The following is a 16,611-nucleotide window of genomic DNA, read 5'->3' as shown; positions in this document are numbered from 1 at the left end:
AGCCAAAAAAAGGCGATTCCGATCAGGAGTCGCCTTTTTTGATTTTATGAAAATTGGAATATTATTAGGCTTCGGCAGAAACCAGCTCTTCCACTTTCTTTGCGATATAATCGCCTACCGCTTCCGTTCCGTAGAACCTCTCAGCGTTGATGTCTTTGGTTACGTATCCTTCTTCCAAAGAAATCTCAACAGCCTTGCGAATAGCGTTCGCCTCAGCGGTCAAGCCGAAAGAAGTCTCCAACAGCATAGCGGCCGAGAGGATAGTTGCACAAGGGTTTGCGATATCCAAACCGGCACCCTGAGGGTAAGACCCGTGGATAGGCTCGTACAAACCAACTTTGCTACCTACGGAAGCCGAAGGCAAAAGACCGAGCGAACCGGTAATCACGGAAGCCTCGTCGGTGATGATGTCGCCGAACATATTGCCGGTAAGCACTACGTCAAAACCTTTCGGGTTCTGGATCAGCTGCATGGCGGCGTTGTCCACAAACATGCATTCCAGTTCCACGTCCGGATATTCTTCCTTGGCCAACTCGCCAACAGTTTCTCTCCAAAGACGCGAAGAAGCCAAAACGTTCGCCTTGTCAACCAAAGTCACGCGGTTGCCTCTACGACGAGCAGCTTCGAAAGCCAAACGGCTAACGCGGATAATTTCCTCTTTCGAATATACCATCGAATCGAAAGCTATGCTACCGTCTTCCGAACGTCCGCGTGGCTGGCCGAAGTAAATACCGCCGGTCAACTCACGGAAAACAACGAAGTCCGTTCCGCCAACGATCTCAGCCTTCAAAGGCGAAGCGTCTTCCAACACTTTGTAGCAAGTCACAGGACGGATGTTGCAGAAAAGCCCGAGCACTTTACGCATGCGCAAAAGGCCCTGCTCCGGGCGTACCTTGGCAGTAGGGTCGTTATCGTATTTCGGGTGTCCGATGGCTCCGAAAAGGATAGCGTCGGCGCTTTCGCAAACGGCTTGGGTTTCGGCAGGGAAAGGGTCGCCCACAGCGTCGATGGCCGAGGCTCCCACCAAAGCGTTTTCGTATTCGAATTTGTGTCCGGCACTTTTGGCCACCGCGTCAAGAGCCTTGATGGCCTGCGCTGTAACTTCCGGCCCGATACCGTCGCCGGGCAATACGGCTATCTTTTTTTCCATGGTTATAGTCGTTTTCCAGAGCATCGGCCTGCGCCTAAAAATGCCCCGATATTTTTTAGAGTCAATCGGATTGGGAACACGAAGGAACAAAAATAGCAAAACGCCGGCGCCACGTGAGGCACCGACGCTTGCGTGTCGTGATAGTTGGTCGTGTTCTTATAATTGGTCGTAAACAAATCAAGATCTCGAAGATTCGAAAGCCTCGATTTTATCTTTGATACTCAGGATATAGTCGATGTCGTCATATCCGTTGAGCATGCATGTCTTTTTGTATGAATTGATCTCAAATTCGGCCTTGAGTCCCGCCGCTTTGGCCTCAATAGTCTGAGATTCCAAATCTACGGTCACTTCCAGCGCCGGATCCGCCTTAAGCGCGGCGAAGAGATCGGCCAGGAATTCGTCGCTTACCTGAACAGGCAAAAGGCCGTTGTTCAAAGCGTTGCCTTTAAAGATATCGGCAAAGAAGCTTGATACCACCACGCGGATACCGAAATCGGTAATAGCCCAAGCGGCGTGCTCACGGCTGGATCCGCATCCGAAGTTGCGGCCGGCCACCAAAATCTGGCTGTTTTTGTATTGCGCCCCGTTCAGGACAAAGTCTTTCTCCGTTCCGCCGGCCTCAAAACGCCAATCGCGGAAAAGGTTCTCGCCAAAACCTTCGCGGGTAGTCGCTTTCAGGAAGCGGGCCGGGATGATTTGGTCGGTGTCTATGTTTTCGATTGCCAAAGGAGCGGCGTTCGAAACGATCGTCGTGAATTTTTCCATCTCTAGATTAGGCGTTTTCGGTTGCCACTTGGTTCAAATGTTCCCGTACGTCCACCACGCAACCGTTTACCGCAACGGCGGCGGCCGTCAATGGCGAGGCCAAGAAAGTTCTGGAACCGGGACCTTGACGGCCTTCGAAGTTCCTGTTCGAAGTCGATACGCAATATTCGCCGGCGGGGATCTTGTCCTCGTTCATGGCCAAACAAGCCGAACAGCCCGGCTCGCGAAGCTCAAATCCGGCTTCGGCCAACACTTTGTCGATGCCTTCTTCTTTGGCCTGAAGTTCCACTTGCTTAGAGCCCGGAACAATCCACGCCGTAAGCCCTTCGGCCTTCTGCTTTCCTTTCACAAACTCCGCCACTTCGCGCAAGTCCTCGATCCGAGAATTGGTACAGCTACCGATAAACACATAGCCGATTTTTTTGCCCTTGATAGCCTGGCCGGCCTCAAGCCCCATATAACCGATCGCCTTTTCGTACGACTCGTGTTCCGAAGCCGGAATCTTGTCGAGAGTAGGCACATTACCGCTTACAGAGATCCCCATTCCCGGGTTTGTTCCGTAAGTGATCATCGGCTCGATATCTTCGGCTGAATAAATCAGCTCTTTGTCGTAAGTAGCGCCTTCGTCAGACGGGAGTTTCTTCCACTCGGCTACCAGGCTATCGAATTCCTCGCCCTTCGGCGTAAACTGACGGCCTTCGAGGTAATCGAAAGTAGTTTGGTCGGGAGCGATCATTCCACCGCGAGCACCCATCTCGATACTCATGTTACAGATGGTCATTCTCGCTTCCATACTCAGGCTACGGATAGCAGAGCCCGCATACTCCACAAAATAACCCGTTCCGCCAGCGGCAGAAATCTTCGATATGATATAGAGGATAATATCCTTGGCTCCTACTCCTTCGCCCAACTCGCCGTCGATGGTGATACGCATCGATTTCGGCTTCACCTGCATCAAGCACTGCGTAGCCATTACCTGCTCCACTTGGCTGGTTCCGATACCGAAAGCGATGGAACCGAACGCCCCGTGTGTGGACGTGTGGCTGTCGCCACAAACCATAGTCATACCCGGGCGGGTAAGACCAAGCTCAGGCCCGATTACGTGAACGATACCCTGGTACTTGTGGCCGAGGCCGTAAAGCTCAACGCCATTCTTTTCGCAATTGGCAACCAACTTCTCTACCTGCAATCTGGAAAGCTCTTCCTTGATCGGCAAGTGTTGGTCTACTGTAGGCACGTTGTGGTCGGCGGTGGCGGTGGTAAGTTCCGGACGGAACAAAGGCACTCCGCGCTTCTCCAATCCCGCAAAAGCCTGCGGGCTTGTCACTTCGTGAATATAATGCCTGTCGATATACAGGATTTGGGGACCGTCCTTGACTTCCTCGACTACATGCGAGTCCCAAACCTTATCGAACAATGTTTTCCTTATCATAATCGATGAATCTTCCTCTTCCAAAAATTTAGCCCAATGTCACTTGGCTATTGGTGGCTAGTTGGTGCAAATGGTGGTCTTCCACTTGCTTGATACGGTCGGCCATATCCAAGAAGCCTTCGTAGATATTGTCAAGCAAGTCTTTACCTTCGATCACATAGCCGAGATTTTCCAAACGGTGCTTTAAAGCGTGGCGTCCGGAACGGGCCGTCAATACAATCTTTGACTCGGGCACCCCTACTTGGTCCGGGCTTATGATCTCGTAATTGTCTTTATGCTTCAGGAAGCCGTCTTGGTGAATTCCCGAAGAGTGCGCAAAAGCGTTGGCTCCCACAATGGCCTTGTTGGCCTGTACTGGCATACGCATCAGGCGCTCCACCAACTTACTCATCGGATAAAGCTTTTCCGTCACAATGCTCGTTTCCAGATTCAGGTGCGGATGGCTCTTAAGCGTCATCACAACTTCTTCCAAAGAAGTGTTACCGGCTCTTTCCCCGATTCCGTTGAAAGTCACCTCCGCTTGGCGGGCTCCGTTAGCCAAACCTGCGATGGTGTTGGCCGTGGCCAATCCGAGATCATTGTGGCAGTGTACCGAAATGATCGCTTTGTCGATATTCGATACGTTCTCCATCAGGAATTTTATCTTTTCTCCGAATACCCACGGCAAATTGTAGCCAGTGGTATCGGGAATATTTACAACCGTTGCTCCGGCGGCGATTACCGCTTCGGTCAATTGGGCCAAAAAGTTCAGGTCGGCACGGCCGGCGTCTTCGGCGTAGAACTCTACGTCCTCAACGTATTTCTTGGCGTATTTCACGGCGTGTACGCCACGCTCAAGAACTTCTTCGCGAGTAGAGCGGAATTTGTGCTGGATGTGGATATCCGAAGCGCCGATACCGGTGTGTATCCGCTTGCGGTGCGCCGATTCCAAGGCCTGCGCGGCCACATCAATATCTTTTTCCACTGCGCGGGTAAGACCGCATACGATAGGCTCTTTCACCGCTTTGGCAATCTCGACAACCGACTGGAAGTCGCCCGGGCTCGAAATCGGGAATCCAGCCTCGATCACATCGACGCCCATCTCCTCCTGGGCCTGTGCGATACGGACTTTCTCTTCGGTGTTCAACTGGCAACCGGGAACCTGTTCCCCGTCGCGGAGTGTAGTGTCAAAAATATAGACCTTGTCGCTCATGGTGTGGGTTTGAGGATTTGTTGTCCAAAGTATTACCGCCAATAGGCGATACGATCATCACACGAATCTATACCTTCCCCACATACGCCCAAAACAAAATTCATCGCATTTTACGAAGGTCAAACGCTCTTAAATCATTACATTTATTATGGTATAGAGCCATTTCGTAGAATATCATTCAAAAATAAATACGATGCCCAACGTCAAATACAGCGCCGTAGAGAATCTGATTTTTTCGCTAACTAAGTCGGAAAAACGGTTTTTCAAGCTTTTCGCAGGCCGAATCAAAGGCAACGAGGACTCCCGGTTTATCCGCATGTTCGACCACATAGACAAGCGCCACGGCCTCGACGACGAGTTTTTTCTCAAGCGCAACCCCGACGTTAAGCCCAGCCAGTTGTCGAATCTAAAAGCGCACCTGTACAAACAACTGCTCCAAAGCCTCCGGGTCCTGAACACTGACGATGATCTAGACCTCAGCATCAGATCGATCATCGATTACTGCACGGTTCTGTACAACAAATGTCTTTACAACGAAGCCATAAAAAAGCTACGCAAGGCGAAAAAACTGGCGCAAAAAGGCGACAAGACCATTTTGCTTCTCCAGATTTTGGAAATGGAAAAAAAACTGGCGCTGAAGCTTATCAGGGCCGATTTTGACAAACAGATTACTCAGTTGGGCCGAGAGTCCGAGAACATCCAAAATCACATCGGCAAGGTGTATCAGTTCTCCAATTTGTTTAATCAGATCTACGCCCATTACGTCAGCAAAGGCTTTATCAGGAACCGGGAAGAATACCAGACGATCAAAACACTCTTTGACGATAACCTTCCGGCTTATGACATAGAAACGCTCAGCTCCGACGAGAAAATGTACCTTTTCAGTACGCTGGTCAGCTACTATTATTTCCTTCAGGATTATCAGAAGGGGCTTCGTTTCTCTCTGGAATGGGTGAGGCTTTTTGAGGAGGCGCCTCATTATATCCTTTCAAAAATAGAGATGTATATCAGGGGCCTCAACAACATGGCCCGAGGACATTACAAACTAAAGAAATACGATCTTTTCAATGACTCGGTGAATAGGCTTGGCGCAATCCAAGACATAAAAGGACTGAAACTTACGGATAATCTACGGTTGCAACTGTTCAAATATTTGGCGACCCATAAGCTCAACAGGTATTTTTTGGAAGGGCGATTCGAAAGTGGTACGGAGGAAATTCCGTTTATCGTCAACGAATTGGAGCAACACAAAAAAGTGATGGACCTTCACCACGTGATGGTTTTCTATTACAAATTCGCCTGTATGCACTTTGGCGCTTCGCAATATCAAGAGGCCGTATATTGGCTTGGAAAAATTATCAACCACCGAGACTTCGACTTCCGGGCCGATATTCAGGGATTTGCCCGAATATTGAACCTCATCAGCCATTTCGAATTGGAAAATACGGATTTGGTCGAATATTATATTCGCTCAACTTACCGGTTCCTGATCAAAAAGGAAGACGTAAATCTTTACCAAAAACACATTCTGAGATTCCTCAGAAACCTTCCGCCCGAAGGTGACGGGCAATTGCAAGAAGCCTTCGGGAATTTACTGGACAAACTCAAAGAGCTGAGAAAAATCCCTTACGAAGGACGCGCTTTCACCTATTTCGATATCATCTCGTGGCTGGAAAGTAAAATCCAGAACCGGAAAGTCAGTGAGGTAATTAGGGAAAAAGCCTTGAAAACTTTAGCGGAATCCACTAACAACGGTTAATCGAAACGCGGAATTTAACGGCGCCTGAGCCAATCTTCCGGATTCAGGTTTTTCTGGTTGTTCCAAACCTGGAATTGGACTTCGCTTTTGCCTGTCTTATCAGTGCTTACCACCCCAATGGTTTGGTTTCCGTTGACACGGTCTCCACTTTTCACCCGCACTTCCTTCAGCTTGGCGTAAACGGTGAAATAATCGCCATGCTGGATTATCACGACGTTTTTCATAGCGCCGGGTACCATGGCAATGCTTTTCACAACGCCCGAATGCACGGACCGCACTTCTTCATCGCCCGAAGTCTGGATGTCAACGCCTTGGTTTCTGACAACAATATTTTTCAATACCGGGTGCGGATGCTTGCCAAACCTGGAAGATAAAAACCCGCTTTTCACCGGCCAGGGCAGTCTCTTTCTCAAGCCTGAAAAATCTTTTCCCACAACAGCCACAGTTGCGTTTTTCTTCGATACTTTGGCTTTCTTGGCTCTCGCCACCTCTTTCCGCACCACTTCGGCTATCAGGCGCTCGAGCTTGTTCTTATCCCGCTTATATTTCTTGAGGTCTTTCTTGAGGTCTTTCTCTTTTCTGGAAAGTTTCTGCAACAAGCCTTTCTGCTTCAGCCTCAAAGCCACCAAACTTTTCCGCTCCTGCTCCTCTTTGGCAAACAGTACGGTTTTCTCTTCCAAAGTCTGCTTGACTTCCATTCGTTGCCCTTCCAGATCCTGCTTTACCGCCGATATCGCCTCGATTTGCTTGTTCCTGGCTTCCGCATATTGCTTAAGATAATCAACTCTGATAAAAAAATCCCGGAAAGACTCAGCCGAAAACAGGAATGCCAAACGCTGGTTTCGCCCTGCGGATTTTTGCGTGGAATACACCATTCCCGCATACTCCTGCTTTAGGTTTTGCAGGTCGTTTTCCAAAGCCACAATCACTTGTTGCTTCGATTCTATCTCGCCACTAAGCACACGCATTTCCTTCCGCAAGAAAGCTACAAGTTCGCCATGGGCTTCCACCTTTCGGTTTAGGGCCGTCAACTGGCCCATAGAAATCCTTTTCTGCGATTCCGTTTCCTTCAGAATAGCACTGGCTTCCTTAATTCTTCGGTTGATTCTGGACTTTTGGCGTTCCAAATCCGAACGCCGTTGCGCATACGTTTGCGAAACGACCAGAAGAAAAAAAACAAAAAAGTACCGGACGTAGCCGGCCTTATTTCTGGATGCGGTCATATTTTTTGGTGATTTTAAACGGAAAACGAAGTTTGTCCGCCTTCTGCACCTTTGTGCATTCGATCAGCACCCTTGTGCTCACCACTTCCTTGTCTTTCACATAATAGATCATATCGATCGAATTGTCAAAGGGAAAATAAGTCACACGTTTCTTTTTCGGTTTTTTGTCGATGAAACGGAAATCGCCGTATTCGGCCGAAAGCGTGCTACCCGTGGAGCGTTGCTTCACCACGATTTTCTCCGCCTTTAGCGAGGTAGGGTTTATCACATTGGTTATATCCAATCCCGATGCCCGCTGAAGGATCTCGAAATTCTCGTCGTTGCGGACAATCCTACGCTTTTTTTCCGGAGGAAATGGAGTATTGCCCACTAACAAACCTTGCAACAACTTGAAATCAACATCCACTTTCAACTTATCGCTCAACTCGTCATAATGCTGGACAAAATACGTCTTGTTGATTTTATCCATAAAAACCAGCGAGTCTTGCGTAAACATTGCGCGCGCGGCTTCGATGCCGTACGGCGTTATCGAAATCCAAATTATGGAATCTTTGCGCAAGCGCATATGCGCCGAGGCTTTTTGCAGTTTTTTACCGTCATGAAACCGGATTTTGGATTTCATCTCCAAATAATCAAAATCCAGATTGTTAACGGTAATCGATTCCTTGTCCAGAAAGTTAAAGTTGAAAAGCGTCTTCTTACACGAAGTCAAAAAAAGCATTACGGCCATAAGACCGTATACCAACTTTCTGCTATTCATAAATTTTTCCATCCGCGATTTTCTTATCTAACAAGTCCGACGTATCGCCGAGCTCTTTGGCCTTTTTCCACTGCTTGCGCGCCTCGTCTATTCTACCTTTGCGGTACAGCGCATCGCCGTAATGTTCCACTATCACTCCCGAAGGCTCTTTTTCCACAGCCTTTTTCAGCAAAACCAAAGCCTTGTCGTAATCCTTCATCTGGTACAGCACCCAAGCGTGCGTATCAAGATAGGTGACATTGTCTGGAAAACGTTCTACAAGCTGACCCGACATTTTAAGAGCCTTCTCAAGGTTCTTTTTTCTCAAAGACAAAAAGTAACTGTAGTTATTCAGAACGTGCTCGCTTTCCGGGTCAAGCTTCAGCGCCTCGTCATAAGCGTTGTCCGACTTTTCGTGCTCTTCAGTCCCGTTATACGCGTCTCCCAATTGCCCCCAAAGTACGGCGCTCAAAGCCTTATTACCTTCAGAAAGCTTAATGCCCTGCTTAAACGCACTGGCGGCGCGCTTATATGACTTCTTGATCAAATAAGCCGTTCCGTTGAAGTAATACATAATGGCTTGGTTCGGAAAATACGTCAACGCCTCTTCCGACGACTCAATGGCATTATCGAGCTGGTTTTTCTCCAGTTGAAGAGAAACCACATTCTGCCAAACAGGGAAGTTGTTTTTATCCCACTCAAGGGCTTCCGTGTAATTTTTCAGGGCTTTGTCCTTATCGCCTACAGAATTTTCCCAATCACCAGCGAGTCCCCAAGTTGAAGCCTCATCCGGATGCTTTTCGAGCAACAAGGTCAGGTACGATGACGCCTGTTCCTTTCCCGAATCCGAAGAAGCCCACAAGGGCATCTTTTGGGCCAAGAAATTCACTTTGTCCTGCGCCGACATTCTCTCGCTATTCAAAGAAGAGCGGATCAGACTGTCTGCGGAGTCAAAATTACCTTCACGGCTTTCGATATCGGCCAACATAAGCGCAGCCTTTGGCGAATCGGGAACTTGTTTCAGCAAACTCTCCAAATACGGCAAAGCCTCCTTGTTTTTGCCGTTTGCCATCAATATTCCCACGACATTCAATACGGCACCTTCGCTCGACGGATTTCTTTCTATCAACCTCTTACCAGCCTCAATGGCACCGTCCAGATCGTTTTTCCGAAGATAAAGCTTCTGAATCTGCCTTGTCACTCCTTCGCTAGGACCATAAACCTCTTCGATTTTGGCGTAAGCCTCCAAAGCTTTGTCCCATTTCTGTTGGTAAGTTCTGATGGCGGCCAGTTCGTAGTAATACTCATCTGTTCCCGGCACCGTATTTACCAACCGTTCGTAAACCAAAGCGGACAAATCCGGCTTTTCTTCCTTGGCGTATATATTCGCCAAAGTAACGTAGTAGTATTTGTTCAGCGAATCCAGACGGATCGTTTCTTTGGCCAAACGTTCGGCCCGTACCATCTCGCCTTTCGACGCGGCGATCTGAGCCAAACGATATTTAGCTGCCGCGTTGTTCGGTTCTATTTCAAGCGATCGCTCGAAGAAGTCTTCCGCTTTGCCAAAGTCTTCAAGGATATAGAACTTTTGCCCTTCGGAAAAATAGTACTCGGCGTCCAAGCCGGAAGCCTCCAGCTCTTTGGGCGCATGGGTGCCGTAACGGTTATCTTTTTTCTTCCGTTTACCGCGTTGCGCCTCAGCGTCGCCTACAGACAATAAGGCCATAGCGACCACACCCAGTACTATCTTACCAAAAGACAATCTCATACTTTTACAATCTTTTATTCTTCGATCAAATTATAGTCACCGATACTCAGGTTACGGGCCTTGCCATGGTATGTGGCGTGGTTGCCGAACATTGAATCGGTGATGTTAGCCTTGCTGATATCGCTTTCCCCTTGGATAATGGAGTTCGCGATACGCGAATCGCTAATGGTGGTGTCTTTCCCCACCGAAACGTAAGGGCCGATAACACTATTTGTGATATGCGCCCCTTTGGCCACGTAGCAAGGAGGAATAATAACAGAGTTTATCATTCGAACAGATTCGTCCACAAGGTGTTCCTCGTTTCTGATATATTCCAGATACCTCTTGTTTGTATTAACGGTAGCATTTTTATTGCCACAGTCGAGCCATTCCTGCACTTCTCCCGGATAAAACCCGACACCGTCCTGTTTCATGCTCTCCAACACTCTGGTCAACTGGTATTCGCCACTGTCCATAATGTTGTTGTCGATCAGCTTCTGGGTCTCGTCACGAAGGCGCTCGGCTTGCTTGAAGTAGTAAATACCGATGATCGCCAAATCCGAAACGAAAGTCTGCGGTTTTTCGACAAACTCCACGATACGGCCCTCAGCATCCAGCTGTACAACGCCGAAAGCCGAAGGATCTTCTACTTTTTGTACCCAAATAATTCCGTCCTTGTCGGCGTCAAGCTTAAAGTCGGCTTTGAAAAGGGTATCGGCAAAGGCTACGATTACGTTGCCTTCGAGAAGCTCTTTGGCGCAATGGATAGCGTGTGCCGTTCCCAAAGCTTCGTCCTGATAATAGATATGGCCTTCCGCTCCGATTGATTCGGCTATCTTGATCAAGCCTGCCTCAACCTCGGCTCCGAAATTTCTTCCGATTACAAAGCCAACTTTTTCGATTTTCTCATCGCAGACTTTGGCTACGTCTTCGACCAGCCTCTGTACAATAGGTTTACCTGCGATCGGCACCAAAGGTTTCGGTACCGTGAGGGTATGGGGGCGCATTCTTTTCCCCATTCCCGCCATTGGAACAACGATGTTCATAAGTTCTTGCGGTAATTAAAAAGTATTTTTAGATAAGTTGTCAGTCACGTAATTATTTCCCTGTGCTTCCGTATCCTCCCGCACCTCTTTCGGTATCCGTAAGCGCTTCGGCCTCCAGCCACTCCACTCTTTCGTGTTTGGCCACTACCATTTGCGCCACACGTTCTCCGTCACGGATCTCGAACTCGTCGTTCGACAAGTTCACCAAGAGCACTTTTATTTCGCCTCTATAATCGGCGTCGATTGTTCCCGGGCTGTTCAATACAGTAAGTCCGTGTTTGAAAGCCAAACCGCTTCGTGGCCTTACTTGTGCCTCAAAACCCGCCGGTAACTCGATATGCAAACCGGTGGGAACCAGCATCCTTTCCAAGGGTTTCAAAGTAACAGGCTCTGTAAGGCAAGCATGCAGATCCATTCCCGCAGAAAGGTCTGTTTGATAAACAGGCAAGGAATGCCCGGACTTATTTATAACTTTAACGTTCATTTCCATTATGGTTAATCTTATAACTCCAGCTCCCTGACGCTCAGGATTTGCCCCGCAAGTTACCTTATTTTGGCTTTCGATTTTGGTTTTTCTATAAAATATATCACGGCCATAAAGAGCAACAACACACCCGCTTGCATCGCCTTTTGCAGGATCAAACTATCGTGTTCTATCGCTTTCATTACCGGAACCAAGGCCAAAGCCACCAACGGGTAAGCCACCAAAGCGAATAAATTATACGGAATCGGGTAGTGTTTCTGGCCCAGCCAATAATTCGTTGCACACATCAGAGCATATACGGCAACATTACCAGACGCAGCGCCCATATAACCGAACTTCGGGATCAATATTATATTAAGTCCAAAGCTTAGAACAGCGCCACCCGCCGAGATATAGACTCCGTATTTTGTTTTGTCCGTTAGTTTGAACCAAATCGACAGGTTATAATAAAAGCCCAGCATCAGATTCGCCAGAAGCAAAACCGGAACTACATCCAGCCCTTGGAGGTAAATATCTTTCTTCAAAAACATCGGCCCAAGAATATCCAAGTTTGACGAAATCCCGAGCATCACTAAACTCCCGAAAATCATAAAGTAACGGGCTACATCGGCGAATAATTTCGGAGAGGTCCTGTCTTGAGCTTTCGCAAAGAAAAACGGTTCCGACGCATAGCGAAACGCCATTACGCCCAAATTCATAAAAATGGCGAGTTTGGCGCATGCCGTAAATATTCCTACCGTCTCCTCTACGCTCTGGTTTCCATAAAAACCCTCGGGCAGAAATTTCCTCAAAAGGATAATGATCGTGTGTTGCGAAATCAACATACCCGCCAATCCGTTAAAAAGCAACGGATAGCCGTACGACAGCATCGGCCGGAAAAACTCACGGCTGATTCTGAATTTGACTCCCCTGAACTGATCTATAATCAAGAAAAAGCAAATGCCATTCGCCACCAGGTTAATCGCCACAATGTATTTCACAAGATCGGTCGGATCATACCAAGAGCGAACCCAATCTTGGCCCGTTATCCAGAATTCACCATCGTAGACTTTCCTAAAGACTATTACAAACAGGATATTCAAACCTAAAGTCAATAGAACTTGGAAAACTTTTATGAATGTGAACCGCAACGCTTTATTCTCAAGTCTAAGCTTTGCCAACGGAATCGACATCACTGCGTCGATCGCAAAAATGGAAGCGAAAAGATATGCGTAATGCTCTTGGCCCGGCAAATCGACAGCAACCATTATCGGCCCCGCAAACACACATATTAAAGCCGAACAGATTAGACTGAACAAAGCCACTGACGAGAGTGACGAAGCGTAGATCTCCTTGGCCCTATCTTTTTCTTTGTTGGCAAACCGAAAATACGCCGTTTCTTGGCCAAAGGTGTATAACACCACAAAGAAGGCCGCGTAAGCGTACAGATTCCCAACTTCGCCATACATATCAGCGGAATCGAGATACCCCGTATAAATCGGGACCAACAGGTAATTGAGCAAACGTACCATGATGGTGCTCACACCGTAAATCACCGTGTCGCTCGCTAATTTCTTAAGACTTCCCATGCGCTAAAAAAACGAAGCCGTACCGGGGAATCGTATACTGAAACCCCGGCACGGCCTTAAAACCCTATGTATTGAATATTATTCTCCGATGAAATTCGGCTCTCGCTTATCCACGAATGCCGTAATTCCTTCCTTAAAGTCCTGACTTTTACTACAATTCGAGAAACTGTTCGCTTCGGTCTGATAACCGCCTTCCTGATTCCCGAAAGAAGCGTTAACGCAATTGATCAGCATACCGATGGCCAAAGGGGCTTTTGCGATAACTTTGTCAAGCACGTTCTTGCACTTAAATAAAAGCTCCTCTCTGTCGCTGACCAGATAATTCACCAAACCTGTGATTTTAGCTTCCTGCGCCGAGATATAATCTCCCGTAAGCAACAATTCCAAGGCTTTGCCTTTTCCTACCAACCTAGGAAGGCGTTGCGTACCTCCGAACCCGGGAATGATCCCCACATTCGCTTCCGGAAAACCAAATTTAGAATGCTCCGTGGCCACTCTCAGATGGCAACACATAGCCAGCTCGCACCCGGCTCCCGACGCATATCCGTCAATCGCCGCAATGACAGGCTTGTGGCAGTTTTCGATCAAATTCATGATCTCCTGCCCTTTTTCGGAAAATTTCCGCGCGTTCAACTCGTTCAAAGTCGAAATCTCGTCGATGTCCACGCCCGAAGAGAACGCTTTACTGCCCTCACCGGTAATAATGACGCCTTTGATATCATTATCGTCGTAAACTTCCTCGATTCTTTCCCTAAGAACATCCAGAACCGAAACGCTCAAGGCGTTCAGCTTATCCTGACGGTCAAAAGCGATCGTCATGATTTGGTTACTGGTATCGATTTTTATGCACCCAGATTCAGCCATCTTTGTCAATCTGCGAAATGATTCAATATCAAATATACATTTTGGGGCAACAATCACAAAAAAGCCCCACTAATTATTAGGCATTTGTTTTTCAATCTCCCGAAGGGGCCAAAAGTCCCTAAATCCGGAAACCTTTATAGGGCAACAATTTAAACGCCAAAAACCGTCACTCAGAGCCCTCCTAACAGGAACAACTCACTCTAAACGCACCGGTCATCCTTTTCTTTCGTGAGGCTATCGATTTTTTAAATAGTCTTCGTTTACTATAAACGATTCAAAGCATTAACACATTAAAGCGATTTTACTAAATTAGCCATAACAACAAGAAACGCCTAAATTTAACTCCTAAACCCGCATTCAATGGCTAAAACCAAAGTAACCGTCGCATATGGTGACGGAATCGGTCCGGAAATCATGGAAGCCACGCTTTCCATTCTCAAGGCCGCAAACGCGGAAATTGAAACTGACGTAATCGAAATCGGTGAAAAAGTCTACACCAAAGGAATCTCCACCGGCATTGAGCCCAAGGCTTGGGATTCGCTCAAGGAGACGAAAGTGTTCCTGAAAGCGCCGATCACCACCCCTCAAGGCGGTGGATTCAAAAGTCTTAACGTCACCACTCGCAAAACGCTCGGCCTTTATTCGAACGTCAGGCCATGCCGAGCTTACCATCCTTTCGTAAACACTCATCATCCGTCCACGGATATGGTCATCGTTCGCGAGAACGAAGAGGACCTTTACGCCGGAATCGAATACCAACAAAGCGCCGACGTGGTGCAATCGATCAAGCTGATCTCGCGTCCGGGATCGGAACGGATTATTCGTTACGCCTTTGACTACGCCAGAGCTTACGGGCGCAAGAAGGTAACCTGCATGACCAAGGATAACATTATGAAACAGGCCGACGGCATGTTCCATAAGCTTTTCAAAGAAATCGGAAAAGAGTATCCGGAGATCGAGCAGGATCATATGATTATCGATATCGGATCGGCAATGATCGCTGACAGACCCGAGATGTTTGACGTAATCGTAACGCTGAACCTTTACGGTGACATCATTTCAGATATTGCGGCCCAAATCACCGGCTCTGTCGGACTCGGCGGCTCTTCGAATGTCGGTCGTAATTACGCTATGTTCGAAGCTATCCACGGTTCAGCTCCTGATATCGCAGGAAAAGGCATCGCCAACCCTTCAGGACTTCTGAACGGCGCCATCATGATGCTTGTGCATATCGGACAAGGGAAAGTGGCCGCTCGCATCCAAAACGCTTGGCTCAAAACTATTGAGGACGGAATACATACTGGAGACATCTACAATGCGCAAACCAGCGCCCGCAAGGTAGGGACTCAGGAATTCGCCGAAGCCGTTATCGAACGCCTTGGACAAAAGCCTACACATCTCAAGCCGGTATCTTATGAAACGTCTGAGACCGCATTCCCAAAAAGGGAAGAAACCGCTCCGGCAAAACCCACTAAAAAACTGGTTGGCGTCGACGTTTTCGTAGATTGGGACGGCTCATCGGCCGACGAGCTTGGCGAAAAAGTAAACGCGATAGAAACAGGCTCTGTCAAACTGAAAAACATCACGAGCCGCGGCGTAATCGTCTATCCGAATGGCAACCCGGAAACTTCCGTGGCCGACCATTGGCGTCTACGTTTCACAAAAGATGAGTTCAGCCATAAAGACATCACCGCATTGCTTGAGCAACTTAGCGACGCTGGCCTGGATTTTATCAAAACAGAAAACCTTTACGAATTTGACGGAACCAGAGCTTACTCTCTTGCGCAAGGAGAATAAGCAAAGTTTCCCACAATGAAAAAGGGCGATACCGTAACGGTACCACCCTTTTCTTTTATCATCCAAGGAGTATTAATACTCCCAAAGGTCGTGCTCCATCTCCATAAGTTTGTACTCGGCCTCTTGGCTAGCAAACAAGGCTTGTTGTGGATTCGGTGCGATATCCTCGATTTCCAAGTTATCAGGATTATCAACTTTAGTGATCCTAGCGTGGAACAACCTCAGCAAAATAGCGTCGGCGAAATTCAAATGGCCCGCCGCGTTATTGCGGTTATACCACATTGCGTCCTCTGGATTATCGCGGAAGAGTTTTTCCAAATCCTTGTAGCGGAAATAAGCGATAGGCGTGTCATACGGTCTCAACTCAGGGTCGTCAACGACACTGGCCAATTGCCACATTCCTATCACCTGCACATCAAAATACTGACGCGAACGCTTTTTGTCAAAGATCAAGTCCTCTACAATTTCAAGAACCGTGAACTCGTCAGGGTAGAACTCATTTTCCGTTCCCTTTTGAGTGATTCTTTTTTGGAAATCAACCTGACTCATTTCCGCGTCCAATGAATCTGAATAGTAAGGAACGAGACTTCCGTCCTTTACTCTGTCCATCAAGAATTTTGTAATCTCCTTATTCTTCGAGAAGAACGGTTGATTGATTTTCTCACGGAGATCCATCCTGCGCCAGATCCGCTTGTTGTAAAGCTGATCGTGCTTACTAATCGGATAAACCGAGTTTGGGTTATAGGCATCATTTTCCTCCTGCGCAAAAGCGCCAGAGCCTGAAAGCAACAGCAAAACCGTTGCTAAACCCCATATAAACTTATAAGATCTCATAACACAATTAT

The 16,611-nt window shown here is 47.8% G+C and carries 14 protein-coding genes; 2 read left to right on the top strand and 12 right to left on the bottom strand.

Going from position 1 to position 16,611, the window contains the following annotated elements:
• Nucleotides 1-64 precede the first annotated feature (64 nt).
• From leuB to AABK39_RS01890, 4 genes are all read right to left on the bottom strand, one after another.
• A complete protein-coding gene (gene leuB, locus AABK39_RS01905) occupies nucleotides 65-1,150 on the bottom strand; it encodes a 3-isopropylmalate dehydrogenase (RefSeq protein WP_338393249.1) in 1,086 nt (361 codons plus the stop codon).
• Nucleotides 1,151-1,327: 177 nt separating this feature from the next.
• Complete coding sequence (gene leuD / locus AABK39_RS01900) at nucleotides 1,328-1,915, bottom strand: 3-isopropylmalate dehydratase small subunit (protein ID WP_338393248.1); 588 nt, start codon at nucleotides 1,913-1,915, stop codon at nucleotides 1,328-1,330.
• A gap of 7 nt (nucleotides 1,916-1,922) precedes the next feature.
• On the bottom strand, nucleotides 1,923-3,347 hold the full coding sequence (gene leuC, locus AABK39_RS01895) for a 3-isopropylmalate dehydratase large subunit (protein WP_338393247.1): 1,425 nt from the start codon (nucleotides 3,345-3,347) through the stop codon (nucleotides 1,923-1,925).
• Between the two features lie 28 nt (nucleotides 3,348-3,375).
• On the bottom strand, nucleotides 3,376-4,539 hold the full coding sequence (locus AABK39_RS01890) for a 2-isopropylmalate synthase (protein ID WP_338393246.1): 1,164 nt from the start codon (nucleotides 4,537-4,539) through the stop codon (nucleotides 3,376-3,378).
• A gap of 193 nt (nucleotides 4,540-4,732) precedes the next feature.
• On the opposite strand from AABK39_RS01890, the gene AABK39_RS01885 reads away from it, so the two are divergent.
• Nucleotides 4,733-6,298 (top strand): hypothetical protein, encoded by a 1,566-nt coding sequence (locus AABK39_RS01885; protein ID WP_338393245.1) that lies wholly within the window; start codon nucleotides 4,733-4,735, stop codon nucleotides 6,296-6,298.
• A gap of 14 nt (nucleotides 6,299-6,312) precedes the next feature.
• On the opposite strand, the gene AABK39_RS01880 is transcribed toward AABK39_RS01885, so the two are convergent.
• The 7 genes from AABK39_RS01880 to AABK39_RS01850 all read right to left on the bottom strand — a co-directional run bounded on the left by AABK39_RS01880 (nucleotide 6,313) and on the right by AABK39_RS01850 (nucleotide 13,969).
• Complete coding sequence (locus AABK39_RS01880; protein WP_338393244.1) at nucleotides 6,313-7,521, bottom strand: murein hydrolase activator EnvC family protein; 1,209 nt, start codon at nucleotides 7,519-7,521, stop codon at nucleotides 6,313-6,315.
• Nucleotides 7,502-8,281, bottom strand: a complete 780-nt coding sequence (locus AABK39_RS01875; protein ID WP_338393243.1) for a DUF4292 domain-containing protein — start codon at nucleotides 8,279-8,281, stop codon at nucleotides 7,502-7,504. The genes AABK39_RS01880 and AABK39_RS01875 overlap by 20 nt, the downstream gene beginning before the upstream one ends.
• Nucleotides 8,274-10,028, bottom strand: coding sequence for a tetratricopeptide repeat protein (locus AABK39_RS01870; RefSeq protein ID WP_338393242.1), 1,755 nt, complete (start codon nucleotides 10,026-10,028; stop codon nucleotides 8,274-8,276). Before AABK39_RS01870 ends, AABK39_RS01875 begins: the two co-directional genes overlap by 8 nt.
• Nucleotides 10,029-10,042: 14 nt before the next feature.
• The gene (locus AABK39_RS01865; RefSeq protein ID WP_338393241.1) at nucleotides 10,043-11,053 is read right to left on the bottom strand and encodes a sugar nucleotidyltransferase; all 1,011 of its coding nucleotides are present in this window, start codon (nucleotides 11,051-11,053) and stop codon (nucleotides 10,043-10,045) included.
• A gap of 52 nt (nucleotides 11,054-11,105) precedes the next feature.
• Nucleotides 11,106-11,537, bottom strand: a complete 432-nt coding sequence (dut, locus tag AABK39_RS01860) for a dUTP diphosphatase (protein WP_338393240.1) — start codon at nucleotides 11,535-11,537, stop codon at nucleotides 11,106-11,108.
• Between the two features lie 59 nt (nucleotides 11,538-11,596).
• Nucleotides 11,597-13,105, bottom strand: a complete 1,509-nt coding sequence (locus tag AABK39_RS01855) for an oligosaccharide flippase family protein (protein ID WP_338393239.1) — start codon at nucleotides 13,103-13,105, stop codon at nucleotides 11,597-11,599.
• Between the two features lie 78 nt (nucleotides 13,106-13,183).
• On the bottom strand, nucleotides 13,184-13,969 hold the full coding sequence (locus tag AABK39_RS01850) for an enoyl-CoA hydratase/isomerase family protein (RefSeq protein ID WP_338393238.1): 786 nt from the start codon (nucleotides 13,967-13,969) through the stop codon (nucleotides 13,184-13,186).
• A gap of 360 nt (nucleotides 13,970-14,329) precedes the next feature.
• Between AABK39_RS01850 and AABK39_RS01845 the strand changes: the two genes are divergently transcribed.
• Entirely contained in the window at nucleotides 14,330-15,766 is a 1,437-nt protein-coding gene (locus AABK39_RS01845; RefSeq protein ID WP_338393237.1) for an NADP-dependent isocitrate dehydrogenase, read from the top strand.
• A 72-nt stretch (nucleotides 15,767-15,838) separates the two neighbouring features.
• On the opposite strand, the gene porN is transcribed toward AABK39_RS01845, so the two are convergent.
• Complete coding sequence (gene porN / locus AABK39_RS01840) at nucleotides 15,839-16,600, bottom strand: type IX secretion system ring subunit PorN/GldN (RefSeq protein ID WP_338393236.1); 762 nt, start codon at nucleotides 16,598-16,600, stop codon at nucleotides 15,839-15,841.
• Between the last annotated feature and the right edge of the window lie 11 nt (nucleotides 16,601-16,611).

This window comes from Fulvitalea axinellae, from assembly GCF_036492835.1.
GTDB lineage: Bacteria > Bacteroidota > Bacteroidia > Cytophagales > Cyclobacteriaceae > Fulvitalea > Fulvitalea axinellae.
The sequence above is the reverse complement of the archived record's forward strand: the minus strand, read 5'-3'. Positions and strand labels throughout refer to the sequence as shown.

Excerpts from the sequence above, each read along its gene's own strand:
- porN (WP_338393236.1), bottom strand. The coding sequence starts at position 16,600 with ATGAGATCTTATAAGTTTATATGGGGTTTAGCAACGGTTTTGCTGTTG.
- AABK39_RS01870 (WP_338393242.1), bottom strand. The coding sequence starts at position 10,028 with ATGAGATTGTCTTTTGGTAAGATAGTACTGGGTGTGGTCGCTATGGCC.
- leuB (WP_338393249.1), bottom strand. The coding sequence starts at position 1,150 with ATGGAAAAAAAGATAGCCGTATTGCCCGGCGACGGTATCGGGCCGGAA.
- AABK39_RS01850 (WP_338393238.1), bottom strand. The coding sequence starts at position 13,969 with ATGGCTGAATCTGGGTGCATAAAAATCGATACCAGTAACCAAATCATG.
- leuD (WP_338393248.1), bottom strand. The coding sequence starts at position 1,915 with ATGGAAAAATTCACGACGATCGTTTCGAACGCCGCTCCTTTGGCAATC.
- AABK39_RS01875 (WP_338393243.1), bottom strand. The coding sequence starts at position 8,281 with ATGAATAGCAGAAAGTTGGTATACGGTCTTATGGCCGTAATGCTTTTT.
- AABK39_RS01880 (WP_338393244.1), bottom strand. The coding sequence starts at position 7,521 with ATGACCGCATCCAGAAATAAGGCCGGCTACGTCCGGTACTTTTTTGTT.
- AABK39_RS01855 (WP_338393239.1), bottom strand. The coding sequence starts at position 13,105 with ATGGGAAGTCTTAAGAAATTAGCGAGCGACACGGTGATTTACGGTGTG.
- dut (WP_338393240.1), bottom strand. The coding sequence starts at position 11,537 with ATGAACGTTAAAGTTATAAATAAGTCCGGGCATTCCTTGCCTGTTTAT.
- AABK39_RS01885 (WP_338393245.1), top strand. The coding sequence starts at position 4,733 with ATGCCCAACGTCAAATACAGCGCCGTAGAGAATCTGATTTTTTCGCTA.
- AABK39_RS01865 (WP_338393241.1), bottom strand. The coding sequence starts at position 11,053 with ATGAACATCGTTGTTCCAATGGCGGGAATGGGGAAAAGAATGCGCCCC.
- AABK39_RS01890 (WP_338393246.1), bottom strand. The coding sequence starts at position 4,539 with ATGAGCGACAAGGTCTATATTTTTGACACTACACTCCGCGACGGGGAA.
- leuC (WP_338393247.1), bottom strand. The coding sequence starts at position 3,347 with ATGATAAGGAAAACATTGTTCGATAAGGTTTGGGACTCGCATGTAGTC.
- AABK39_RS01845 (WP_338393237.1), top strand. The coding sequence starts at position 14,330 with ATGGCTAAAACCAAAGTAACCGTCGCATATGGTGACGGAATCGGTCCG.